Annotated in this window: 24 protein-coding genes; 10 read left to right on the top strand and 14 right to left on the bottom strand. The window is 66.0% G+C overall.

Going from position 1 to position 22292, the window contains the following annotated elements:
• Window positions 1-4: 4 nt before the first annotated feature.
• Complete coding sequence (gene acnD / locus ACW7G6_RS01750; protein ID WP_456997419.1) at window positions 5-2620, bottom strand: Fe/S-dependent 2-methylisocitrate dehydratase AcnD; 2616 nt, start codon at window positions 2618-2620, stop codon at window positions 5-7.
• Between the two features lie 307 nt (window positions 2621-2927).
• Between acnD and ACW7G6_RS01745 the strand changes: the two genes are divergently transcribed.
• Complete coding sequence (locus ACW7G6_RS01745) at window positions 2928-3197, top strand: hypothetical protein (RefSeq protein ID WP_456979164.1); 270 nt, start codon at window positions 2928-2930, stop codon at window positions 3195-3197.
• Window positions 3198-3239: 42 nt separating this feature from the next.
• Here the strand turns inward: ACW7G6_RS01745 and ACW7G6_RS01740 are convergent, their stop codons facing one another.
• Window positions 3240-4547 (bottom strand): MATE family efflux transporter, encoded by a 1308-nt coding sequence (locus ACW7G6_RS01740; protein WP_456997418.1) that lies wholly within the window; start codon window positions 4545-4547, stop codon window positions 3240-3242.
• 135 nt (window positions 4548-4682) lie between these two features.
• On the opposite strand from ACW7G6_RS01740, the gene ACW7G6_RS01735 reads away from it, so the two are divergent.
• Window positions 4683-5603, top strand: coding sequence for a M14 family metallopeptidase (locus tag ACW7G6_RS01735; RefSeq protein WP_456997417.1), 921 nt, complete (start codon window positions 4683-4685; stop codon window positions 5601-5603).
• A gap of 225 nt (window positions 5604-5828) precedes the next feature.
• Window positions 5829-6089 carry a hypothetical protein gene (locus ACW7G6_RS01730; protein ID WP_456979161.1) on the top strand — a complete coding sequence of 87 codons (261 nt, stop codon included), beginning with the start codon at window positions 5829-5831 and terminating at the stop codon, window positions 6087-6089.
• A gap of 221 nt (window positions 6090-6310) precedes the next feature.
• On the opposite strand, the gene ACW7G6_RS01725 is transcribed toward ACW7G6_RS01730, so the two are convergent.
• Together ACW7G6_RS01725 and ACW7G6_RS01720 are read right to left on the bottom strand one after the other, a co-directional pair.
• On the bottom strand, window positions 6311-7135 hold the full coding sequence (locus ACW7G6_RS01725) for an isocitrate lyase/PEP mutase family protein (RefSeq protein WP_456979160.1): 825 nt from the start codon (window positions 7133-7135) through the stop codon (window positions 6311-6313).
• Between the two features lie 416 nt (window positions 7136-7551).
• Window positions 7552-7725, bottom strand: coding sequence for a DUF1328 family protein (locus tag ACW7G6_RS01720; protein WP_456979159.1), 174 nt, complete (start codon window positions 7723-7725; stop codon window positions 7552-7554).
• Window positions 7726-7906: 181 nt separating this feature from the next.
• Between ACW7G6_RS01720 and ACW7G6_RS01715 the strand changes: the two genes are divergently transcribed.
• Window positions 7907-9493, top strand: a complete 1587-nt coding sequence (locus ACW7G6_RS01715) for a M20/M25/M40 family metallo-hydrolase (protein WP_456997703.1) — start codon at window positions 7907-7909, stop codon at window positions 9491-9493.
• Between the two features lie 37 nt (window positions 9494-9530).
• On the top strand, window positions 9531-10670 hold the full coding sequence (locus tag ACW7G6_RS01710; RefSeq protein ID WP_456997416.1) for a DmpA family aminopeptidase: 1140 nt from the start codon (window positions 9531-9533) through the stop codon (window positions 10668-10670).
• Between the two features lie 99 nt (window positions 10671-10769).
• On the opposite strand, the gene ACW7G6_RS01705 is transcribed toward ACW7G6_RS01710, so the two are convergent.
• The 3 genes from ACW7G6_RS01705 to azu all read right to left on the bottom strand — a co-directional run bounded on the left by ACW7G6_RS01705 (window position 10770) and on the right by azu (window position 12956).
• Window positions 10770-11228 (bottom strand): carboxymuconolactone decarboxylase family protein, encoded by a 459-nt coding sequence (locus ACW7G6_RS01705; protein WP_456979157.1) that lies wholly within the window; start codon window positions 11226-11228, stop codon window positions 10770-10772.
• Between the two features lie 38 nt (window positions 11229-11266).
• On the bottom strand, window positions 11267-12166 hold the full coding sequence (sigJ, locus tag ACW7G6_RS01700) for an RNA polymerase sigma factor SigJ (RefSeq protein ID WP_456997415.1): 900 nt from the start codon (window positions 12164-12166) through the stop codon (window positions 11267-11269).
• A gap of 142 nt (window positions 12167-12308) precedes the next feature.
• The gene (gene azu, locus ACW7G6_RS01695; RefSeq protein ID WP_456997414.1) at window positions 12309-12956 is read right to left on the bottom strand and encodes an azurin; all 648 of its coding nucleotides are present in this window, start codon (window positions 12954-12956) and stop codon (window positions 12309-12311) included.
• Window positions 12957-13134: 178 nt separating this feature from the next.
• Between azu and ACW7G6_RS01690 the strand changes: the two genes are divergently transcribed.
• The gene (locus ACW7G6_RS01690) at window positions 13135-14502 is read left to right on the top strand and encodes a M14 family zinc carboxypeptidase (protein ID WP_456997413.1); all 1368 of its coding nucleotides are present in this window, start codon (window positions 13135-13137) and stop codon (window positions 14500-14502) included.
• A gap of 35 nt (window positions 14503-14537) precedes the next feature.
• Here ACW7G6_RS01690 and ACW7G6_RS01685 read toward each other — a convergent pair whose 3' ends face one another.
• The 3 genes from ACW7G6_RS01685 to ACW7G6_RS01675 are packed head-to-tail and all read right to left on the bottom strand — an operon-like array spanning window position 14538 to window position 16156.
• On the bottom strand, window positions 14538-15155 hold the full coding sequence (locus tag ACW7G6_RS01685) for a hypothetical protein (protein WP_456997412.1): 618 nt from the start codon (window positions 15153-15155) through the stop codon (window positions 14538-14540).
• Between the two features lie 45 nt (window positions 15156-15200).
• Window positions 15201-15509: a hypothetical protein gene (locus ACW7G6_RS01680; protein WP_456997411.1), complete on the bottom strand. Its 309-nt coding sequence runs from the start codon at window positions 15507-15509 to the stop codon at window positions 15201-15203.
• A 47-nt stretch (window positions 15510-15556) separates the two neighbouring features.
• On the bottom strand, window positions 15557-16156 hold the full coding sequence (locus ACW7G6_RS01675; RefSeq protein ID WP_456997410.1) for a hypothetical protein: 600 nt from the start codon (window positions 16154-16156) through the stop codon (window positions 15557-15559).
• A 14-nt stretch (window positions 16157-16170) separates the two neighbouring features.
• On the opposite strand from ACW7G6_RS01675, the gene ACW7G6_RS01670 reads away from it, so the two are divergent.
• The 3 genes from ACW7G6_RS01670 (at window position 16171) to ACW7G6_RS01660 (ending at window position 17793) form a co-directional block, all read left to right on the top strand.
• A complete protein-coding gene (locus ACW7G6_RS01670) occupies window positions 16171-16698 on the top strand; it encodes a tetratricopeptide repeat protein (protein ID WP_456997409.1) in 528 nt (175 codons plus the stop codon).
• A 131-nt stretch (window positions 16699-16829) separates the two neighbouring features.
• Entirely contained in the window at window positions 16830-17324 is a 495-nt protein-coding gene (locus tag ACW7G6_RS01665) for a lipocalin family protein (protein ID WP_456979149.1), read from the top strand.
• A gap of 88 nt (window positions 17325-17412) precedes the next feature.
• Window positions 17413-17793: a VOC family protein gene (locus ACW7G6_RS01660; RefSeq protein ID WP_456979148.1), complete on the top strand. Its 381-nt coding sequence runs from the start codon at window positions 17413-17415 to the stop codon at window positions 17791-17793.
• A 47-nt stretch (window positions 17794-17840) separates the two neighbouring features.
• Here ACW7G6_RS01660 and ACW7G6_RS01655 read toward each other — a convergent pair whose 3' ends face one another.
• The gene (locus ACW7G6_RS01655) at window positions 17841-19298 is read right to left on the bottom strand and encodes an N-acyl-D-amino-acid deacylase family protein (RefSeq protein WP_456979147.1); all 1458 of its coding nucleotides are present in this window, start codon (window positions 19296-19298) and stop codon (window positions 17841-17843) included.
• A 255-nt stretch (window positions 19299-19553) separates the two neighbouring features.
• On the opposite strand from ACW7G6_RS01655, the gene ACW7G6_RS01650 reads away from it, so the two are divergent.
• Complete coding sequence (locus ACW7G6_RS01650) at window positions 19554-19946, top strand: barstar family protein (RefSeq protein ID WP_456979146.1); 393 nt, start codon at window positions 19554-19556, stop codon at window positions 19944-19946.
• Between the two features lie 46 nt (window positions 19947-19992).
• Here ACW7G6_RS01650 and ACW7G6_RS01645 read toward each other — a convergent pair whose 3' ends face one another.
• The 3 genes from ACW7G6_RS01645 to ACW7G6_RS01635 all read right to left on the bottom strand — a co-directional run bounded on the left by ACW7G6_RS01645 (window position 19993) and on the right by ACW7G6_RS01635 (window position 22232).
• The gene (locus ACW7G6_RS01645; protein WP_456979145.1) at window positions 19993-21036 is read right to left on the bottom strand and encodes a S66 peptidase family protein; all 1044 of its coding nucleotides are present in this window, start codon (window positions 21034-21036) and stop codon (window positions 19993-19995) included.
• A 159-nt stretch (window positions 21037-21195) separates the two neighbouring features.
• Window positions 21196-21468: a hypothetical protein gene (locus tag ACW7G6_RS01640; RefSeq protein WP_456997408.1), complete on the bottom strand. Its 273-nt coding sequence runs from the start codon at window positions 21466-21468 to the stop codon at window positions 21196-21198.
• A gap of 152 nt (window positions 21469-21620) precedes the next feature.
• Window positions 21621-22232 (bottom strand): peptidoglycan recognition protein family protein, encoded by a 612-nt coding sequence (locus tag ACW7G6_RS01635; protein WP_456979143.1) that lies wholly within the window; start codon window positions 22230-22232, stop codon window positions 21621-21623.
• Window positions 22233-22292: the final 60 nt, after the last annotated feature.

The raw sequence follows: 22292 nt of genomic DNA, 5'->3' as shown, positions 1-22292 counted from the left end.
CTCCTCAAGCCACTTGGGTAGTGGATGCGAGGAAGTCCTGCGCAAACCGCTGCAGCACGCCACCGGCCTCATAGATCAGCAACTCCTCGTCGCTGTCCAGACGACAGATGACCGGCACTTCCACGCGCTCGCCATCGCGACGGTGAATGACGAGGATCATCTCTGCGCCCGGTGTGGGTTCGCCCGTCACGTCGAAGGTTTCGCTGCCGTCGATGGCCAGCGTATTGCGGTCGGTGCCGGGCTTGAACTGCAGCGGCAATACGCCCATGCCGACCAGATTGGTGCGGTGGATGCGCTCGAAGCCCTCGGCCGCGATCGCTTCCACACCGGCCAGACGCACGCCCTTGGCGGCCCAGTCGCGCGAACTGCCCTGGCCGTAGTCCGCTCCGGCAATGATGATCAGCGGCTGCTTGCGTTCCATGTAGGTTTCGATCGCTTCCCACATGCGGGTGACCTGGCCTTCCGGCTCGATCCTCGCCAGCGAGCCCTGGCGCACCGAGCCGTCCTCGTTGCGCACCATTTCGTTGAACACCTTCGGGTTGGCGAACGTCGCGCGCTGGGCGGTCAGGTGGTCGCCGCGGTGGGTGGCGTAGGAGTTGTAGTCCTCTTCCGGCACGCCCATTTTCGTCAGGTACTCACCGGCCGCACTGCTCGCCATGATCGCGTTGGACGGCGACAGGTGGTCGGTGGTGATGTTGTCGCCCAGCACCGCCAGCGCGCGCATGCCGGTCATCGTGCGGGCGCCGGCCAGTGCGCCTTCCCAATACGGCGGGCGGCGGATGTAGGTGCTCATCGGACGCCAGTCGTACAACGGATCGACCTTCGGCCCACCCATGCCGCTGCGGGCGAACATCGGATCGTAGACCTGGCGGAACTGCTCGGGCTTGACGCTCGCGGCGACGATGGCGTCGATCTCCGCGTCATCCGGCCACAGGTCCTTCAGCGTGACCGCGTTGCCCTCCTTGTCGATACCCAGCACGTCCTTCTCTATATCGAAACGGATGGTTCCGGCGATGGCGTAGGCCACCACCAGCGGCGGCGAGGCGAGGAACGCCTGCTTGGCATACGGATGGATGCGGCCGTCGAAGTTACGGTTGCCTGACAACACAGCGGTGGCGTACAGGTCGCGCTCGACCACTTCCTTTTGGATCGCCGGATCCAGCGCGCCGCTCATGCCGTTGCAGGTGGTGCAGGCGAAACCGACGATGCCGAAGCCAAGCTGCTCCAGCTCCGGCAGCAGTTTGGAATCTTCCAGATACAGCTGCACCGCCTTGGAGCCCGGCGCGAGCGATGTTTTCACCCACGGCTTGCGGGTCAATCCGCGCGCGTTGGCGTTGCGCGCCAACAGGCCCGCTGCGACCACGTTGCGCGGGTTGCTGGTGTTGGTGCAGCTGGTGATGGCGGCGATGATCACCGCGCCGTCGGGCAACAGGCCCTCGGCTTCCTGCGCGCGGGCACTGTCCAGATTGCCGGCGATGCCGCGCGCGGCGAGATCGGAGGTCGGCAGACGGGCATGCGGGTTGGACGGCCCGGCCATGGTGCGCACCACGGCGGACAGATCGAACGTGAGCACGCGCTCGTACTCGGCGCTGGTCAGCGCATCCGCCCACAGACCGGTGTGCTTGGCGTAGGTCTCGACCAGCTTGACCTGCTCGTCCGCGCGGCCCGTGAGTTTCAGATAATCGATGGTCTGCTGGTCAATATGGAACATCGCCGCGGTGGCGCCGAACTCCGGCGTCATGTTGGATATGGTCGCGCGGTCGCCCAGGGTCAGCGCCGATGCGCCTTCGCCGTAGAACTCCAGATAGGCACCGACCACGCGCGCCTTGCGCAGGAACTCGGTCAGCGCCAGCACGATGTCGGTAGCGGTGATGCCCGGCTGCGGCTTGCCGCTCAGCTCCACGCCGATGATGTCCGGCAGGCGCATCCACGACGCGCGGCCGAGCATCACGCTCTCGGCCTCCAGCCCGCCGACGCCAATCGCGATCACGCCCAATGCGTTCACATGCGGGGTGTGGCTGTCGGTGCCGACCAGCGTGTCCGGGGAGGCCACACCATCAATGGCCTGGATCACCGGCGACATCCGCTCCAGATTGATCTGATGCATGATCCCGTTGCCCGGCGGGATCACGTCAATGTTCTTGAACGCCTTCTTGGCCCAGTTGATGAAGTGGAAGCGGTCCTCGTTGCGCCGATCCTCGATGGCGCGGTTCTTCGCGAACGCCTGGCGGTCGAAACCGGCGTGTTCCACCGCCAACGAGTGATCGACGATCAACTGCGTCGGCACCACCGGATTGACCAGCGCGGGGTCGCCGCCCTGCTCCGCGATCGCGTCACGCAGGCCCGCCAGATCCACCAGCGCCGTCTGGCCGAGGATGTCGTGACAGACCACGCGGGACGGAAACCACGGAAAGTCCAGGTCGCGCTTGCGCTCGATCAACTGCGACAGCGACGCGTCCAACGTGGCCGGATCGCAGCGCCGCACCAGGTTCTCGGCAAACACGCGCGAGGTATACGGCAGCGTGTCGTACGCACCCGGCTGAAGTGCATCCACGGCGGCGCGCGTATCGAAATAATCCAGGGACGTGCCCGGCAGGGGCTTGCGATGGGCGGTATTCATGGCGGGCAAAAGTAGGCTCCTTGGCGGGCGATCGGTGACGGTTGCAAAACGCCTGATCGGACCCGCCATTGTAATGGTGGCCGTGGGCTTCTTGTTTCAGGGCACTGAAGCGCAACTCGAATAATGTAATTTTAGCCGAACTTAGGCGCATTTAACGGCTTGTTCACGACATTTGTCGTAATATCCGCATTCCTTCCACCCCTGTAGCCCTGTATTGGGGACGTTCCCCCAAGGTCTTCAGCCGCGCGCCTCAACCGCACTGCGGAAGGAACCCACCGATCGCGATCCATCCAGCCCAAGGAGAACCATGTCCCGCAAACCCGCCCAGACCGCTACCAAACGCAACAACCCGTCGCACCTGTTCGCCTCGAACAAGCGCAAGAACCAGAACTCCAGCATGACCAGCGACACCATCGCCGACGACATCGCGGCCTTCAAGAAAAGCGGCGGCCGCATCGAGGTGCTCGGCACCACCCCGCTGCGCGCCAACATCCCGGCATTCCGCTCCCGCGGCAATGCCCAGCGCAAGCGCCCGGCCGCGGCCAAGCCCGCCGCCGCCAAAAAGGCCAACGGCTGACACGATCGCCGCGCCCACCAGCAGGGCAATAGTGCAATCCGTCTATCGCGCGCCGACGATCATCCAGCGGTCGTGACGGGCGCGCAAACCCAGCGTGACCAGCCGCGCGCCGAGAAAGCCGAAGACAAACGCTGCCATCAGCCAAGCCAGCCCCGCCGCACCCGGCGGCGCGGCCACCATGACGGCAGCGGCCAGCGGCACGAACACCGCCAGGTTGATGACGCCGGCGATGGCCAGGTAACGAAGGTCACCGGCGCCAATGAGAACCCCATCCAGCACCCACACGATGGCACCCAGCGGAACCGAGAGGCCGAGAATAATCAGGGTGGGCGGCAGCAATGACGAGACCTCCTCCGCATTGGTAAAAACGCGGCCCAGCACACCGCTGGTGGCAATCAGCAATACCCCGAGTACCACCCCCGCGAGCACGCCCCACTCCAGGCAGCGACGCAGGATCGCCTTGACGCTGGCGACATCGCCCGCCCCCAGGCTTCGACCCACCAATGCCTGGGCGGCAATCGCCAGCGCATCCAGCGCGAAGGCAAGCGTTGCGAAAATCGTCATCGCGACCTGGAAAGCCGCCAGCTGCGGAGACCCAAGGCCGGTCGCCACGTATACCGCCAGAACCATGGCGATGCGCATGGTGACTGTGCGCAGGAAGAGCCAGCCACCCGAGGTCGCACCCAGCATGATCCCGGCGCGCTTGGGCCATACGCTGGCACCCTCACGCCTCGCGTGGCGGCCGATCACCACCAGGTAGACCACCGCCATCCCCCATTGCGCCACCACAGAACCGACGGCAGAGCCCGCAATGCCGTGGTCAAGGCCGTAGATGAACCAGTAATTGAGCACGATATTGGCGGCAAACCCCCCACCCGCCACGATCAACGGTGTGCGCGTGTCCTGCAGTCCGCGCAGCAGCCCGGTGCCGGCAAACACCAGCAGCATCGCCGGGATACCGGCCATCGAGATGCCCAGGTAGGTCGCCGCCGCAGCGTTAACGCCAGCGTCCGCACCGAATGCGGCCACCAAACCGGGCGTTGCTGCCCAACCCGTGCCCGCCAGGACGATGCCAAGGCCCAACGCGAACCACAATCCGTCGATGCCCACCGCCACCGCACGCCGTATGTCGCCGATGCCCAACCATCGGGCCACAGCAGGCGTGGTGCTGTAGGCGAGGAACACCATGAGGCCGATGATGGTTTGCAGAACGACGCTTGCCAGCCCGAGACCGGCCAATGGCACCTCGCCCAGATGCCCCACCATCGCCGAATCCGCCAGCAGGAACATCGGCTCGGCCACCAGCGCGCCAAACGCGGGAACGGCAAGGCGCAGGATCTCGCGATCCATCGGTTGACGGCTAAGGATTCGGATGTGCCACGCCTTGCATTTTGATCGGCCAGTTCGCGCCATCTTGGATTTTTTGGGTCATCTGGGCCAGTGCTACAGTGCCTTGCCTTCTTTAGCCATTGCGAAACGAGCCCCATGACGAAGACCCCCGCACCCTATCCGATCGGCACGCCAGGACAGCCCTGGGGCCCTGCCGAAGTGGCGACCTGGCTGTCTCAGCAGACTCCCAAGCGCAGCTACGAAACGGACGTGCTGAGCGTCATCGACACCCTGAGGGCACGCTTCGACGTGGTGCAGTACGGCCAGCTTGACTACCACCCCGACAAATTCCCGCTGTTTGCGGTCAAGACCCGCAACTGGCGCGACGACCTCCCCTGCGCGCTGGTCACCGGCGGCGTGCACGGCTACGAAACCAGCGGCGTGCATGGCGCGTTGCAGTTTCTCGACCAACATGCCGCCAGCTATGAGGGCCGCGTCAACCTTGTCGTCGCCCCGTGCGTGAGCCCCTGGGCCTACGAGATGATCCACCGCTGGAACAAGGACGCGGTCGACCCGAACCGCTCGTTCCGCGACGACAGCCCGGCGCAGGAATCGGCCGCGCTCATGGGTCTGGTCGCGCCCTTCCGTGACCGCGTCCTGGTGCATGTCGACCTGCATGAAACCACCGATACCGACGAGTCCGAGTTTCGCCCGGCGCTGGCCGCCCGCGACGGCGTCAGCAGCGAACCGGGCGAGATCCCCGACGGCTTTTACCTGGTCGACGACAGCGAGAACCCGCAGCCCAAGTTCCAGCAGGCCGTGATCGATGCGGTAGCGAAAGTCACCCACATTGCACCGGCGGACAGCAACGACGAGCTCATAGGCTCGCCCATGGTCGGCCCGGGCGTCATCGCCTACCCACTCAAGCAGCTCGGCCTGTGCGCCAGCATCACCAACGCGCCGTACAAGACGACCACCGAGGTCTACCCCGACAGCCCACAGGCTACGGCGGCGCAATGCAACGCCGCGCAGGTGGCGGCGGTTCGTGCGGCGATCGATTTCGCGCTGGCACAGTAATTTTCGCCGAATTTAGGCGAACATAACTTCTTGTTCACAGACGTTTCTGTATGATGCGCCTTCTCTCCCCCTCTTGCCCGTATCGCTGGGCCATGTCGCACGCCTCAGCCGTGCCGGGGAAGGAAGCAAGCCATCGATCCGCGGTGGGCCGTCCACGCCCTTCGCCGAACGTCACGCCGTGGCGCGCCAGGTGCCTGCCACGGCGGACCCGCACAAGGAGTAGCAATGTCCAGCCAGAACGCCGTCAAATCCAATAATCCGTCACACCTGTTCGCTTCCAACAGCAGCAAGAACAAGAACCAGAACCGCAGCATCACCAGCGACCACATCGCCGACCAGCTCGCGGCATTCAAGAAAAGCGGCGGCCGCATCGAAGTCCTGGGCAATACGCCACTTCGAGCCAACGTCACCGCATTTCGGTCCAAGGGCAATTCCCCGGCCAAGACGCGTACCGCCGACAAGGCCGACAACAAGGCCACCGGCTGACTAGCGCCCGCCCTGCACTCCTACCCACTATCCAATCATGAAATCGACCACGATCACTGCCCTCTGGAGTCCGGCGGGTTGACGTAGGCATAGCTGGTGGCCACCGCCGGCCGGGCGTGCTCCGGAGACCTGGTGCTCGCCCAGGGCGGCTGGCAAGACTACGCGTTGTCCGACGGCAGCGGTCTCAACCGGAACAGGCCAGCTCACCTGGCATGTGGGACCTATGACCGGCGTCGAATATCGCTGTAATCGAACAGTGCATTGATCGCGCCGTAGTCCAGCCTCTCCGCATTACCGGAATCAGGCGTGCGATGCAGGAAGTCGGTTGCCAGACGCGCCGTATGGCTCAATGCGGAGATTGAAATAGACGCCCCGGCACTCAGCCGCCGCACCCCCAGCACTTGGAGTTCCCCGGCCGTTGGCAGCCCTGGGACCACCATCAGATTGAGCGGCAAGCCTGCGCCGGCCACTACTTCACCGATCTGGTCGACGGCGACCAGGCCCGGCACGAACAGCCCGTCGGCACCCGCATCCCGATAGCGCTTCGCGCGCAGCAGCGTTTCTTCGACGCGTCGATCTTCGCTGGCGAGACCACGCAAATAGACATCGGTACGCGCGTTGACGAACAGATCGACGCCACGTCCGGCGGCCACGCGCTTGATGCTTTCGATCTTGGCAACGAGCAGATCGGGATCGTCGACACCGTCCTCGATGTTGATACCGACGACGCCGGCATCGATCACCCGGCTGGCATGGTCGGCGACGGTCGCGGGATCGTTGGCGTAGCCGTCCTCGAAGTCGACGCTGAGCGGCACGCCAATCACGCGGGCGATGCTCGCGACCGTGTCGACCAAGCGCTGCATCGGCAGGTGGCTGCCATCGCGGTAGCCGTTCGCCCAGGCCACGCCGGCGCTGGTGGTGGCGATGGCCGTGGCACCGAGGCTCTCGATCAGGCGCGCACTGCCCGCGTCCCAGGCATTGGCCAGCAAGAGCAGGCCGTCGTTGTGCAAGTGACGGAAGGTGGCGGCATGGCGGGCGTGGGACATGACTGGCTCCGGGATCGATGCGGTGTCCATGAGGGTTGCATATCCGATAGAGCATGGCTCGCCGTTTTCGGACATGGTCGCCAGGGGCTGAAGAATCCTCCGGCACGGCCGATAGAACATGCGCACCGGCCCTTCGATCGGTCACGGATGCCCCATGTTCGACAGTTGGTCTCCAGGCAGCTTGCCTGGGACCGCGGGAAACGCGGCGGACTGGCTGTTGCCCATGGTGGAAGCCATGACCGTGCCGGTGGTGGCGGGCGCTACACCCACTGGTACGCGACGCTGACGCTGCGCTCTACCGCGCCAAGGCGCTGGTCCGCAACCCGGCGACTTCCTGAAGGTCGCCGAGGAGAGCGGCCTGATCACCGCGGCGGCCGCCGCCTCGATCACCGCCTGCGCCCGCACCGACACGATGATCAGGTCACCTTCTTGTAGATGGTCATGCCAAGCACGAACAATACAACCGCAATGATCACGGCGGCCCAGAACAGGAACTTGGCGATGCCGAAGGCGCCGCCGGCAACGCCACCGAAGCCCAGCACACCCGCAATGACGCCGATAATCGCAAAAATGATGGCCCACTTGATCATGACATTCGACCTCCAGAATCCATGCTTGAGCGTAGCGACGGCGTCGTCATCCGGGCGTGAGCGCGCAACCGCCGCATGACTAACGGCCGGCGTGCGTGGAAGCGCGGCCACCTAGACTTCAACCCTTCAATGTCGAGCCGACTCTTTGGGGAATGAAGTGATCAAGCGCTGCCTGCTGCCGATGTGCGTGTTGCTGATAGGCCTGGGAATCAACGCCGTCGCCGTGGCCCAGGAGCCGGTCGACCTGGACATGGTGAACCGCATCCGCCAGGAGGCGTTCCACCGTTCGCAGGTGATGGCGACCTTCAGCCACTTGACCGAAACCATCGGCCCGCGGCTCACCAATTCCCCGCAGATGGCCGAGGCCAATGCCTGGACCCGCGAGCAATTCACTCAATGGGGCCTGGCCGACGTCCACGACGAAGCCTTCGATGACTTCGGCCGCGGCTGGGAGTTCAGCAACGCCAGCGTGCAGATGCTCAGCCCGCGCACGCTGCCGCTGCATGCGTTGCCCGAGGCATGGACCCCGGGCACCGACGGCCCGGTCGACGGCGAGGTGGTGGCCGTCACCATCAAGAAGCTGGCCGATCTGGACAAGTACAAGGGAAAGCTGGCGGGCAAGATCCTGCTGCTGGATGAAGCACGCGACTACAAGCGCGGCGACAAGCCCGATTCGAGCCGACACGAGGACGACGATCTGGTCGAGCTGGAGATATTCGCTCTACCCAAGGACAAGGACGAGAAGGATCGCGACGAGCGGATCAAAAAGTACACCGAGCGCGTGGCGCTGAGCAAGGCCAGCAACAAGTTCTTCGTCGACGAAGGCGTGCTGGCCACCCTCAGCATCAGCGTCCGCGACAACGGCATCGTCCGTGCGACCGGCGGTGGCTCCCGCAAGGCCGGCGAATCGGTCGGCGTGCCGGCACTGGTGATGGTGGCCGAGCACTACAACCAGCTCGCGCGCGCGGCCGAGCGCGAGCAGCCGGTCAGGTTGCGGGTCAACGTAGAGGCGCGCTTCACCGACGAGGCCGACCAGCCCGGTTACAACACCATTGCCTCGATCCCGGGCAGCGGCCGCAAGGCCGATGAAATCGTGATGCTGGGTGCGCATATGGACTCATGGCACACCGGAACCGGCGCGGCCGACAATGCGGCCGGCGTCGCGGTGATGATGGAGGCCATGCGCATCCTCAAAGCCGTCGACGCGAAGCCCAACCGCACCATCCGCGTCGCGTTGTGGAGCGGCGAGGAGCAAGGTCTGGTGGGGTCGCGGGCTTACGTCGCCGAGCATTTCGCCGCCTACCCCGAGCCCACCGACCCCGTGCAGAAAGCCCTGCCGTCGTCGCTGCGCGAGCCGACCGGCCCGCTACGGAAGACACGCGATTACGACCGTTTCTCCGCCTACTTCAACATGGACAATGGCTCGGGTCGCTTCCGCGGCATTTACGCGCAGGAAAACCTGGCGGCGGTGCCGATCTTCCAGGCCTGGCTGGCGCCATTCCACGATGTCGGCGCCACCACCGTGACCACGCGCAATACCGGCAGCACCGACCACGTGTCCTTCGATCACGTCGGCCTGCCCGGCTTCCAGTTCATCCAGGACCATCTGGACTACTTCAGCAATGCCCATCACACCGACCTGGACACCTGGGACCACGTCGAGCCGCAGGACCTGAAACAGTCCGCGGCCATCGTCGCGTCATTCGTTTACCACGCCGCCATGCGCGAGGAGCGACTGCCGCGCAAGCCACTGCTGGAGAACAACTAGTATCGTTGGGCCCAAGCACTCCGCGAGGGAATCAACCATGTATTTTCGCCTGTTTGTCATTGCCCTGCTGCTGTCTGCATGGACGCCCGCAGATGCGCAGCAGAAAAACCTGCGCGCGTACGGGATCACCATCGGGGTGCTGCAGCCGGGACAATGGAACGCCATCACCGACGTACCGGGCGTCGCGGTCGGCCACAAGACGCTGGTGCGCGGCGACGACGTCCGCACTGGCGTGACCGCGGTCCTGCCGCATGCCGGCAATATCTTTCAGGACAAGGTTCCCGCCGCCGTGTACGTGGGCAACGGATTCGGCAAGTTGGCCGGGACGACACAGATCGAGGAGCTCGGCACCCTCGAGACACCGATCATCCTGACCAATACCCTCAGCGTGCCGGTCGCGGCCGATGCGCTGATCGACCACGTATTTTCCTTCCCCGGCAACGACGACGTGCGCTCGGTCAACCCGGTGGTCGGGGAAACCAACGACGGCTATCTCAACGATATCCGCGGACGCCATGTCAGCAAGCGCGACGTGCTGGACGCGATCGCTTCGGCCGCCAGCGGTCCGGTCGCGCAAGGCAACGTCGGCGCTGGCACCGGCACGGTGACGTTCGGGTTCAAGGGCGGCATCGGCACGTCGTCGCGGAAGCTGCCCGACAACCTCGGTGGCCATACCGTGGGGGTCCTAGCGCAGACCAACTTCGGCGGCGTGTTGAGTGTTGATGGCGTGCAGATCGGCAAGTCGCTGGGCAAGTACTACCTGAGCGACGAGCTCAACGACTCGCCCGACGGCTCCTGCATGATCATCGTCGCCACCGACGCGCCGCTGGACGCGCGCAACCTGGAGCGATTGGCCAAGCGGGCGATGCTCGGTTTGGCCCGGACCGGCGGCATCGCCTCCAATGGCAGCGGCGACTACGTGATCGCGTTCTCGGCCAACGAATCGGTGCGCGTGCCCTACCAATCCGACAGCCCAGTACGCGCGGTCGCCGTCCTGCGCAACGACGCCATGTCGCCGCTGTTCATGGCCGCCATCGAAGCGACCGAGGAAGCCATCCTCAATTCGCTGTTCCACGCCGAGACCATGACCGGCCGCGACGGGCATGAGGTCGGTGCGTTGCCGGTCGACGAGGTGCTACAGATCATGGAGGCGCGCGGGTACCCGCTTTCGCGCTAATCGGTTACCCCCGCCAGACACCGGTGGCTGGGAAGCACAGACCTGCGTGATCGCGAAGTACCTGCAACAGCCGGCAGGCGATCAGCTGGCAAGGATCGATCAATGCGCTCCCGGCTTGTAACTCCCACCGATCGTCCGCGACGCGATGTTGATGCGGTTGAAGCTGTTGATCGCGACCACCAGCATCGTCAGGTCGACCAGTTCGGCCTCTTCGAACTGCTGGCGTGCCCCCTCGTACAGCGCATCGGATACCGCTTCGGGCGAGGCGAGTTTGGTCAACTCCTCGGCCCACGCCAGCGCGATCTGTTCGCGTTCGCTGTACACCTTCGTCTCGCGCCAGGCTGGCAGCATGTACAGGCGTTGCTCGGTCTCGCCGGCGGCCCGGGCGTCCTTGCTGTGCATGTCGAGGCAGTAGGCGCAGCCGTTGATCTGCGACACGCGCATCAACACCAGTTCGATCAACGCGGGCTCGAGCCGCCCGGCGGTTCGGATGCTCTGGTCGAGCGCGATCAGCGGCTGCAAGGCGGCGTAGTGGCGTTGCATCGAAAAACGGGTCATGGAAACACTCCTGCAATGAGCGGCCGGGATTGACCGTTTCAATGCAAGGACGTGGAGCCTCCCGGTTTCGTGACAGCCAGCAGCCGGGCCAGCTTGTCCGGGTGGCGCAGTGCGTGGATCGCGGTGATGCTCGCGCCATCGCACTCGACCCACATCGCCGCGAGCAGCGCGTCACCGTCGCGCAGGAACAGCGCCGGCGCGCCGTTGAGGGTGACCGACTCATAGCGCACGCCGGCACCGCCGAGGTTGCGCGCCAACTGCAGGTACAGTCGGGCGAGCCGGTCGGCGCCATGCAACGGACGCAACGTGGCGCGCGCGACGCCGCCGCCATCGCTGACGTGGACGGCATCCTCGGCAAACAGCGCGCGCAGCGAATCAAGCGTGGGTTCCTCCATCGCGACGATGAAGCGCTGCAGCAACCGTCGCTGCGCGGCCTCGTCGACATTAAAACGCGGGCGTCCCTCGCGCAGGCGCGCCTTGGCGCGGTGTACTCGCTGGCGGCAAGCATCTTCGCTGATCTCCAGGATCCCCGCCGCCTCGGCATGGCTGTAGTCGAACACTTCGCGCAACAGGAACGCCGCGCGCTCGTCCGGACTCAGACGCTCAAGCAGCAGCAGGAACGACAGCGTCAGCGACTCACCGCGTTCGAGCGTGGCATCCGGATGTTCGGTTTCCGGCATCAGTGGCTCGGGCAGCCACGGCCCGATGTAGTGCTCGCGCTCAGCCTTCGCGCGGCGCAGGCGGTCCAGCGCCAGCCGCGTGGTCACGGTGACAAGCCAGGCCTCGGGATCGTCGAGCGTGGCCAGGTCGTGCGCATGCAACCGCAACCAGGCGTCGTGCAGCACGTCCTCGGCATCGGCGGGCGTGCCGAGCATGCGGTAGGCCAGGCCGAAGAGGCGGGAGCGGTGGTGTTCAAACAGGTCGGTAGTGGGGTCCATGGGTTGATTCTCGGTCAACACATGGCCAGGACGCACGAATCGGTGCGCGTGCCCTACCAATCCGACAGCCCACTACGCGCGGTCGCCGTCCTGCGCAACGACGCCATGTCGCCGCTGTTCATGAAGAAGCGCGGATACCCGGTTACTCGACCGCGATAACACCCTTCATGACCGCCGAGTGGCCTGGAAAGCTGCAGAAGAACTCGTACGGTCCGTCGCCCTGCAGCTTGCTCACCGGGAAGCTCACCGAGGTGGTCTCACCACCACCGACCACGTCTGTGTGCGCGATGACGCGCTCATCGCCGGGTTTCAGGTAATCGGCATCCAGGCCGGCGCCCATGCCGTCGGCGGCGACCGCCTGCATGTCGGCGGCGGCAGTGATCACGACGTTATGGCCCATTGCGGCGACCGGCATCTGACCGGTGTGCTTCAGCTTGATCTTGAACTCGCTGCACGAGGCGGGAATGGTGATGGAGCCGACGTCGAACTGCATCGCGTCATTGCCCTCGATCACGGTCGCGCAGTCGCTGACCACGGCGGCAGGCTTGTCGCTGCCCGGCGCAGCCGCGGCCGAGGTCGGCGCTGCGCCGGCAGTCTCGGCCGCAGCAGGCGTGTTGGCCGGCGCGGTTTCAACCCCGGCAGGCGCATTGGCGGTGGTGTCGGCGGTGGTGTCGGCGGTGGTGTCGGCGGTGGTGTCGGCCGTGGTGTCGGTGGTGCTGGGCGCCTTGTCGCCGCAGGCCGCCAGAGCCAGTGCGCAGGCGGCCGCCAAAAAAGTGATCCGGGTATTCATGTGGAGGCTCCGTCTGGTGAATTTGCCGCCCATTGTTCGACGCCTACCGTTGTCATGGGGTGAATCCCACAACAACCCTGACCGGTCCCGTTTCAGGGACGGCGGCCAAGGCCGCGCGATTGACAATGCCCGTGGCGCCTCGGAGCATGCAGCGTGCCCTTCACGGAGCATCACCACCATGTGTCGCGTTCTTGCGCTGTACCTGCTGCTGTTGCCATTACTGATGCCAATTGTGTCCGAAGCCCAGGAAGCCGACGCGGCTTCGGTGTCCACCACCACGGCCGCGATGCCACCGCCTCCCGCCTGGCTGGGCGAACTGGATGCGTTGTACGACACCCGCGTCCGGGTGGCGGGCCTGGACGACCGGACGTTTTCGCCGGAGCAATGGTGGGATGTTGCCGGGCCGCTAGCGACGGAAGCGTGGGGCTTCCATACCGAGGAGGTCGGCCGCAGCGCGGAAGACCGACCCCTGCGCCACGTGTCATGGGGCCAAGGCGATACGCGCGTGCTGCTGTGGTCGCAGATGCACGGGGATGAAAGCACCGCATCGATGGCGCTCGCCGACCTGTTCCGGCTCCTCGCCGAGCATCCGGAGCATCCACTGGTGCAGCGCCTGCGCGAGGCCACTACGCTGCATTTCCTGCCGGTCATGAACCCCGATGGCGCGGCGCGCTTCCAACGCCGCAACGCGCAGGGAATCGACGTCAACCGCGATGCACACGCACTGGTCTCCCCCGAAGCGCGTGTGCTACATGAGTTGCGCGAGCGCGTGCAGCCGCATTTCGGCTTCAACCTGCACGACCAGCGGGTGGGTTACCGCGTCGGCAAGTCCGACCGCGGAACCGCCGTGGCGCTGCTTGCGCCAGCCTTCAACAAAGCGGGTGACGTCAACGCCACCCGCGCGCAAGCCATGCAGGTCGCCGTGGCAATCCGCGCCGTGCTCGAGCCCTACATCGGCGGCCACATTGCCAAGTGGGACGACACCTTCAACCCGCGCGCGTTCGGCGACCTGACCGCCCAGGCCGGCGTGGCCACGGTGCTGATCGAGTCGGGCGGCATCGAGGGTGACCTGCAGAAGCAGCGCCTGCGCAAGTTGAACTTCCTCGCCCTGGTCGGCGCGCTCGACGCGATCGCCACCGGTTCGTACGACGGGCTGTCGCGTGCGCACTACGAGGACCTGCCCGAGAACGGCAAGGTCTGGCCGGACCTGCGGATCACAGGCGGCACGCTGGCGTTACCCGGGCAACCGCAGGCGAAGGTCGACCTGCTGGTGGACTTCGAGCGTCCACTGCTCGAGCGCGGCGGCACCATCGCCGACGTCGGCGACATGGGCGACGCACGCGCGCGCCGCACGATCGATGCCTCCGGCCTGTACATCGTGCCGTTCGACCCACCCGGCGCCAACGCAGAGCGGGAATCAGGGATGCTCGCCCCGGACATGCCGGCGTACTTCCACCTCAGTCGCGATCCCCAGGGCCACGACGTCGTCTGGACGCTGGCGGGTGATGTGGATCCGGCATCACCGGAGCCCGCCGAGGGGCGTTGACACAGCGCATGCTCGTCCGCCGGGGCGCCCGCGCTTCAGGGACCACACGTCAGCGTGCCGTCGTAGATCCGCTCGGCGCCGTCGGCCCGCTGCACCTTGAGGGCGGCAACATGCTGCGTCGCCTCGTTGCCGGTGGGCTGTGAATCGCCGCGCTGGAGCTCCACCACAAGGCCCTTGCCGGACAGGGTGATGCCATCAGCCAAGTCGTTGAATCCACCCGCCCGGCCGTTGCCCAGCATCTCCACATACCCGTTGTTGTTCAGCACGCCACGGACCATCCCGTCGGGAACCACGTCCGCACGCGCCAGCAACAGCGTCCCGCCGTCGCCATCGGAAAAACTGCAGGCCAGCTCGCCTGGAAGATCAACGCCGTCCAACTGTTTCGTGTCCAACGGCAGCAATGTGATCTGCGATCCGTCGCCCCCAAGCGTCGGCCCTTCCGTGACCGGGGCCACCGGCGCGTCCGCTGTCGGCTGCACGTCGGGGGTGGTTTCGTCTGCGGCATCGTTCGCAACAACGGCGGCGTCATCGCTCGGACTGACACTGCGTTGGTCGCTGCAGGACGCGAGGACGGGCACGCACAGGCATAACAGGAGGAATGCATTTCTCAGGGGCATAAGGCAATTCCGCAAAAAGGAAGACAGGGTCAGCATGCACATCACGCCACAACGCAGGGTGACAAGCGCTCCGGGGGATCATCACCTCTTCATGCGCGCATGAACCACGGCAAGGGCGATGACCATGCACGGCAGCCACAGGATGGCGACGCCGAGCGCCCAGGGGATGGTCGATCCGGGGCGGTAGATCGCGCCGTGCGCGGACATGCAAACCAGCGACCACGTCCACCGGGTTTCGCCGGGCAGGCTGTAGACCTCCTCCAGCACGAACGGGTCGGGGAACCCGGCCGGGCAGGCCAGCGGTGCGGCATGGGCCATCGCGCCCGGCCAGACCACCCACAGGATGAGGACCAGGAACACGGCCGCCACCATCGACGCCGCTGCCGCCATCGCCGCGATCGCTGTCCGGGACGCCCGATCGGAAGGCCCGGGGCGCTTCACAGCGGCCTGCCTTCGGCGTCGTACTGCTGCGCTGCTGTGCCTCGACGCGGATCAGTAATACGGACCCAAAGGCGCGGGCCGGGTCTGCGCCCCTCGTCCGCCTTCGCGTTCACCGCGGGCTTGATTTCCACCGTCCCCAACTGGCCCTCGGCAAACCCGATCCGCGCACGGGCGTCGGCAACCAGCGTCGGCAGCCGATCCAGCGCCCGGAATTCGCCCAGCCGGAACCCGGACAGTGCGCCGGGCCGCGCCCGCACGGGCATGGGCTCACCCAGCCGGCCACTGGCATATCGATAGCGGTCCCAGTTGCCGGGTATGCGCGGGTCCGCGGCAACCAGGGCCAGATGATCCGGCGCAATCGAGATCGAGGCGAGGACCAGGGTGCCGGCCTCGGCTGACAGCCGGGCTGCAACTGCGGCCTCTGCCTCGCGCACCAGGAAGGGCTCGGCCCCACCGCCGCGCTGGAGCGCCTCGGCGCGGATCTCCGCGTAGTCCTGGCCGCCGATGCAGCCGGCGAACAGCAGCGGCAAGGCGAGGACCGCTGCCAGCCTGGCAGCGGTGGTTGCGATCAGTCTGGCCAACGTGACCGTGTGCATGAGCATTCCGCAGCATGGCCGTTCAATGTGACAGCTGCGCTGCAGACGATGCGGCCACCATCGTCGTACAACTGCAAACTTTGGCAGCGAACATGCCGGTTTCCCCGCGAGCCGACATGATGGAACTGGACGACGACATCCACGCGCAGATTGAAGCGCTCAGCGCCAACGGCGACGACCTCGCCGAGGCAGGCGACTTCACCTCCGCACTCGAGTGCTACTGGGCCGCGTGGGGGCTGCTGCCCGAGCCACAGACCCAATGGGAAGCTGCCACCTGGCTCTTGGCCGCCATCGGCGACAGCAACTTCCAGGCCGGCGACTTCGAGGCCGGCCGCGACAACCTGAGCAGCGCCATGCACTGCCCGGACGCCATCGGCAACCCCTTCCTGCACTTGCGCCTTGGCCAGTGCCAACTGGAGCTGGGCGACGAGGAGCGCGCAGCCGACGAACTCGCACGCGCCTACCTGCTCGACCCCGAAATTTTCGAGGACGAGGACCCGATATACGGGGACTTCGTGCGGACACGGCTGCTGGGCAGCTGAAGGACCGCCCAATCAGATGGCCAGCTTTTGAACTGGCGCCATGCAATGTGGTGCCCTCGCCGACTACACCGGCACGACCGCTTAACACTCATCCGGCGATCCTCTTACGGTCCCTTCCCCACGGCCTCCCCATGACTAATCATCCCGAACTGGCCACCGCTCCCCGCGTCGACATCCAGCGCTACATGGGAACCTGGTACGAGCTGGCGCGCCTTCCCATGCGCCACGAGCCCGAAGACGCGACCGACATCTCCGCCACCTACACGCTGCAGGACAACGGCAAGGTGCGGGTGTGCAACCGCATGCGCCGCGACGGCGAGGTCGAGCAGGCCGATGGAGAGGCCACCGCCACCGACGACAGCGGCAGCAGGCTGGAAGTCAGCTTCCTGCCCGACGGCTTGCGCTGGATCCCGTTTACCAAAGGTGACTACTGGATCATAGCGCTCGAGCCCGACTACACCGTCGCACTGGTCGGCAGCCCGGACCGCAAGTACCTGTGGCTGCTCGCACGCGACCCGCAACTCGACGAGGCCGCGCGCAACCGCTACCTGTCGATCGCGCGGGCCCAGGGGTTTGACCTCACCGCGTTGATCCGCACACCACACACGGGCCGAGCCACGGCCTGATGTCGATCCCTGCCCTCGCCGTTCGTCGTATGTCAGAAGGGTCTGCACAGGCCCTCTTTCCACCACCCAACCCACGAGGCATATCGCTATGAAAACCAACCCCATCGTCTGGTTCGAGATCTACGTGCAGGACATGGCCCGCGCGCAGCGGTTCTACGAGGCCGTGCTGCAGGTGAAACTGGCACCGCTGGGCGACCCGAACGACACCGGGATGGAGATGAAGGCCTTCCCGGCGGAGATGGACCGCACGGGCGCGGGCGGCACGCTGGTGAAGATGGACGGCACCCCGTCCGGCGGCAACAGCACGCTGGTCTACTTCGACTCCGAAGACGTCGCCCTGGAGGAAAGCCGCGTCGAGGCTGCCGGCGGCCGCATCCAGCGCAAGAAGATGTCGATTGGCGAGTACGGTTTCATCTCGCTGGTATTTGATACCGAGGGCAACCTTTTCGGGTTGCACTCGATGAAGTAGCAGCAGGCGCTCCTCCTGCAGGAATTGGCGGATCCAGGGCTCCCGGGTCAACCATCCCGCCGCAACATCCGTCCTGCCCGTCCCACCGGCTCGCCATCCTCCAAGGCTGGCTGGCCGTTCACCAACACCAAGTCGAACCCTTCGGCCATCGCGGTCGGATTCACGTAGTCAGCGTGCGCCTGCACCTTGGCCGGATCGAACAGCACCAGGTCGGCCTTCGCTCCCGTGCGAATCACGCCGCGGTCGGTCAAGCCCAGAATCGAAGCCGCGAAGCCGCTAGCCTTGCGCACCGCTTCCTCCAGCGGCACTTGCGACGTGCCGACCACGAAATCCTCGATCCACTTGGCAAACGTGCCGGCGCCGCGCGGGTGGCTGCCACCGGGCGAGCCGTCGGACGCCACCGCCACCATCGGGTCCAGCAGCAGACGGTCCTGCAGCGCACGGTCCATCACGAAATGCGCGGCCTGGCCGCCACGGGGACCGATCTCCATCAGCGCGTCGGCGAACGGCAGGTCGCGCTGCGCGGCCACTTCGGCCAGCGTGTGCCCGGCATGCGGGCCGGTGCCAAACAGCAGCGCCGACGGGCCACCGCGCTTTTCCATGCGTTGTTGGAGGTAGGCGCGTAGCTCGTCGCGACGGGTCTGCAGCACGGTGGCGTAATCGGTCGGCGGCAGCGCCCACTCCGGGAACAGGATGCCGACGCCGGTGTAGCTGGCCTCGTACGGGTAGGCGTCGGCGGTCAGCGGCTGGTCAGGCCCACGCAGACTCTGCAAGAACGCGAGCAGCTCCTCTGCGGCGGGTTCACCCTTGCCGTAGACCATCTTCAGGTGCGAGACGTGGGCGCGCGCGGGACCGGCGGCCGTGACCAGCTCGCGGATGGAATCGCGCACGTCGTCGGCATCCTCGGACCGCATGTGGCTCATCGCCACGCCGTCATGGCGGGCGATCACCGGCCCCAGGCTGGTGAGCTCGCGCATTTCCGCGTAGCGGCCGGGCACGTACTCCAGCCCGGTGGACAGGCCGAAGGCCCCGGCACGCAGGTCATGCTCGAGGATCGCCTGCATCCGCGCCAACTGCGCGTCCGACGGCCGCCGCGTGCCGTCGTCGATGCCGGCGCGGCGGCGCAGCGCTCCATGGCCAGAGAGGGTCGCGATGTTGATGTCCGGTGTGGCGCGGCCCACTGCGTCCATCCATGACGACAGGCTGTCGGCGTTGGTGCCCTTGTCCGGCAGCGACGGACTGCCGCCGTCCTGGCCGAGCACCACGGTGGTCACGCCCATCGCGAGGTACGGCGTGTACGCCTCCTCCAGCGGGTCGCCGTGGGTGTGCAGGTCGATAAAGCCCGGCGCGAGGACGCGGCCGCCGCCTTCGATGACGCGCACACCGCGCAACTCACGGGCGGACAGCGTGCCGATGTGTTCGATGCGGTCGCCGCGGATGAGGACATCGGTGGCGCGACCGGGAGCACCGGTGCCGTCGACCAGGAGAGTGTCGCGGAAGAGCAAGCCGCCTGTCTGTGATGCGGGCTGCGCACCCACCACTGGCGGAACCGCCGCGTAGGCAGCCCCCGCGACCATTGCACCTAGTACCTCGCGCCTGGACCAACCCGGTTGCTGCATCGTCGCGTCTCCGCTGGAGTGAGTACGGGTCACATTAACGGAGCTGGGCGATCGGGTCACACCTTGGCCGCGCAACCTGCCATCACGTCAGTCGACCAAGGATCCGCCGGATACAATGCGGGTGATCGCCAGGACACGCCCATGACTTCATTCCTGACCATTGATGGCAGCCGCATCCATGACATCCCGTCGTTCTATGACGAGATCAACCGCGTCTTCATGACAGGCGTCGACTGGACGCTCGGCCACAGCCTGGATGCACTGAACGACCTGTTGTACGGCGGCTACGGCGCACTCGACGGTAGCGCCCCGGTCACGCTGGTCTGGACGGAGTTCGAGAAGAACCAGCGTGACCTCGGCATCGAGGCAACGCGCGCCTTCCTGCAGGCGAAACTCGATGTACCGGGGCGTTACGACGATGCACGCATCCAGCGCGACCTCGATGCGCTGGAGGCCGGCACGGGCCAGACGTTCTTCGACATCGTGCTGGAGATCATCGCCACGCACCCGAGCATCACCCTGGCACCGCGTTGAAACGGCGCGAGCGGACTAAGGGAACGGTCACCTGCTGGTGATGGCCCTACCCGGCCTGGAACACCGGCTCCAGCATCCGGAATGTGCCGGCATCGGCATCCATCTCCACCTGCCCGCCGACCGGCACGATGAACTGCTCCCGGATGTGCCCGATCATCGCGCCGCGGTAGGCGGGGATGCCGAGCGGCTTGATGTGGTCGTCGAAAATCTGGTCCAGCGTCAGCGAGCCGTAACCCTCGCCGGGGTCGCAGTCGGTGCATTTGCCGAAGATGAAGCCGGCGATCCGGTCCAGCGCGCCCATCAGCTTCAACGTGGTGAGCATGCGGTCGATACGGTACGGCGCCTCCTCCACGTCCTCCAGGAACAGGATCTTGCCGTCGAACTCCGGTAGATACGGCGACCCGGCCAGCGCCACCAGCACCGACAGGTTGCCGCCGACCAGTTCGCCGCGCGCCTTGCCGCCGGTGATGGTGAGCGTGCGGTGCTTGCGTGGCACCAGCTCGTCGCCGGCATCGACCACATTCTTGTAATGCATCAGCTCGCGGTCGAAGAACAGGCGCTTGAACTGGTCGACGTTGAAGGCGTTCCAACTGGCGGCGCCAATCGGCCCGTGGAAGGTGACCAGTCCGGCCTGCGCGAGGATGGCGTTATGCAGCGCGGTGATGTCCGAATAACCGAGCAACACCTTGGGATTGGCGCGGATGGTGTCGTAGTCCAGCAGCGGCAGCAGCCGCGCGGCGCCGGACCCGCCGCGGACGCAAATGATGGCCTTGACCTCGTCGTCGGCGAACATCATGTTGAGGTCGCCGGCGCGCTCGGCGTCGGTGCCCGCCAGATGACCGTACCTCGACGCATAGTGCGCGCCGGTCTTCACCTTGAAGCCCAGCGCCTGCATCACTTCCTGCGCCAGCTGCAGGCTGAGCCGCTCGTCCGTCGCCGAGGACGGGCTGACCAGCGCGACGGTGTCGCCCGGGTTCAGCGCCGCCGGCAGCAATCGCCCGCGTGGTGCCGCGATCGCACTGCCGCCGCTGCCCACCAGTGGGAGGAGCGCCGCCAGCGCCACGCTCTGGATGAAGTCTCGTCTTTGCATGCTGTCACTCGCCGATCAGGATGCGGCCAAGGTTAGCGCACCCAAGTCCGCGCGCTTTGTTCAAAGCAGCACTTCGAGCCCTTTGCGGTCGATGAGATCTGATACGGGTCGGGGTCCGCCACATTGCCTGCGCGGTCCCACGTCAGGTCCCATCCGGAGCTACTCGATCGGCATGAAGGGCGGACGCGCGCAGGTCCGGCACCACAGGAACAACTCACCACCGTCATCCAGAAGGACCGACCCGGTGCCGTACTGCCGGATCGTCCAGGTCGCCATCCGACCGTCCGTCAGCACAACCCGTCCACGAGCGAGGCACGGCGACCATGGAAGCTCGTGCATGTACTGGTCGCGGCTGACCGACTCGCTGCCCTCCAACACCCGCTTGATCCTGCCCTCGTCCAGCACGAATCCCCGACATTCATCCGGGTCCACATCGGGCCTAGCCGCACCGTTCTCAGTAACTTGGAGCGTCTCCACGATCAGACCAGACCCGGTCCGCCCGCCGGCTTGGGTACCCGGCACGGACAAGGCGCATGCCGCGATACCGAGGCTGAGTGCAACAGTCAGGCTACAACGGAGCATCCTCACCATGCCGCGGTCGCCGCCTCGGTCGGGGTTTTGTAGGACACCTTCGGATGCCGATACACCTCATCGGCCGCCACCTTGAGCGTGCGCCGGAGCTCGCCCACCAACCACCGCAGTGCAGCGTTCTGCTCGTCAGTTACCGGGACGTACAGGAACTCGTCCGCGCCCCGGACCTTGCCGAAGTCGGGGTTGCGGTTGTACTCGCCGACCAGCTCAATGCCGATGCTGTCGCGGTTCGACGGAAAACGGTCGGGGAACGCCTTGCCATACTCCATCGTGCTGCGCGTACGTAGCGTCGCGGACTGCAATCGCTTCAACTCCGCCGGTGCGCAGACGTGCCGTTCCAGGCAACGCGAGCGCAGGAGCCCGACGTGGTTGGCGCGCTTGTATAGCGATGCCGTCTGATAGATCTTCCCGTCCTTCTCGATCAGGAAGTGGGCACCAATGTTGCTGTTGCGGTAGCTGTTGAATGTCGACTGTGCGGTCGAGCCGCCGGTCTGGTGGACGACGATGCCGTTCACCACCGGCATGTCGCCGCGCTCCAGCGCCGTGAACCGGCGCGCTTCGACGAGCGCACTGCGGACCACCCCGTCTTTATCGATACGAAACATGCATCCTCCTTGATGGGCAAGGCCGCGATCCTGCGGCGGGAAACAGTTTGCCGCGCGGGA

The sequence above is a fragment of the Lysobacter sp. A421 genome (assembly GCF_054052145.1).
Note: the sequence above shows the minus strand (reverse complement) of the source record. Positions and strands in the feature narration are given on the sequence as shown.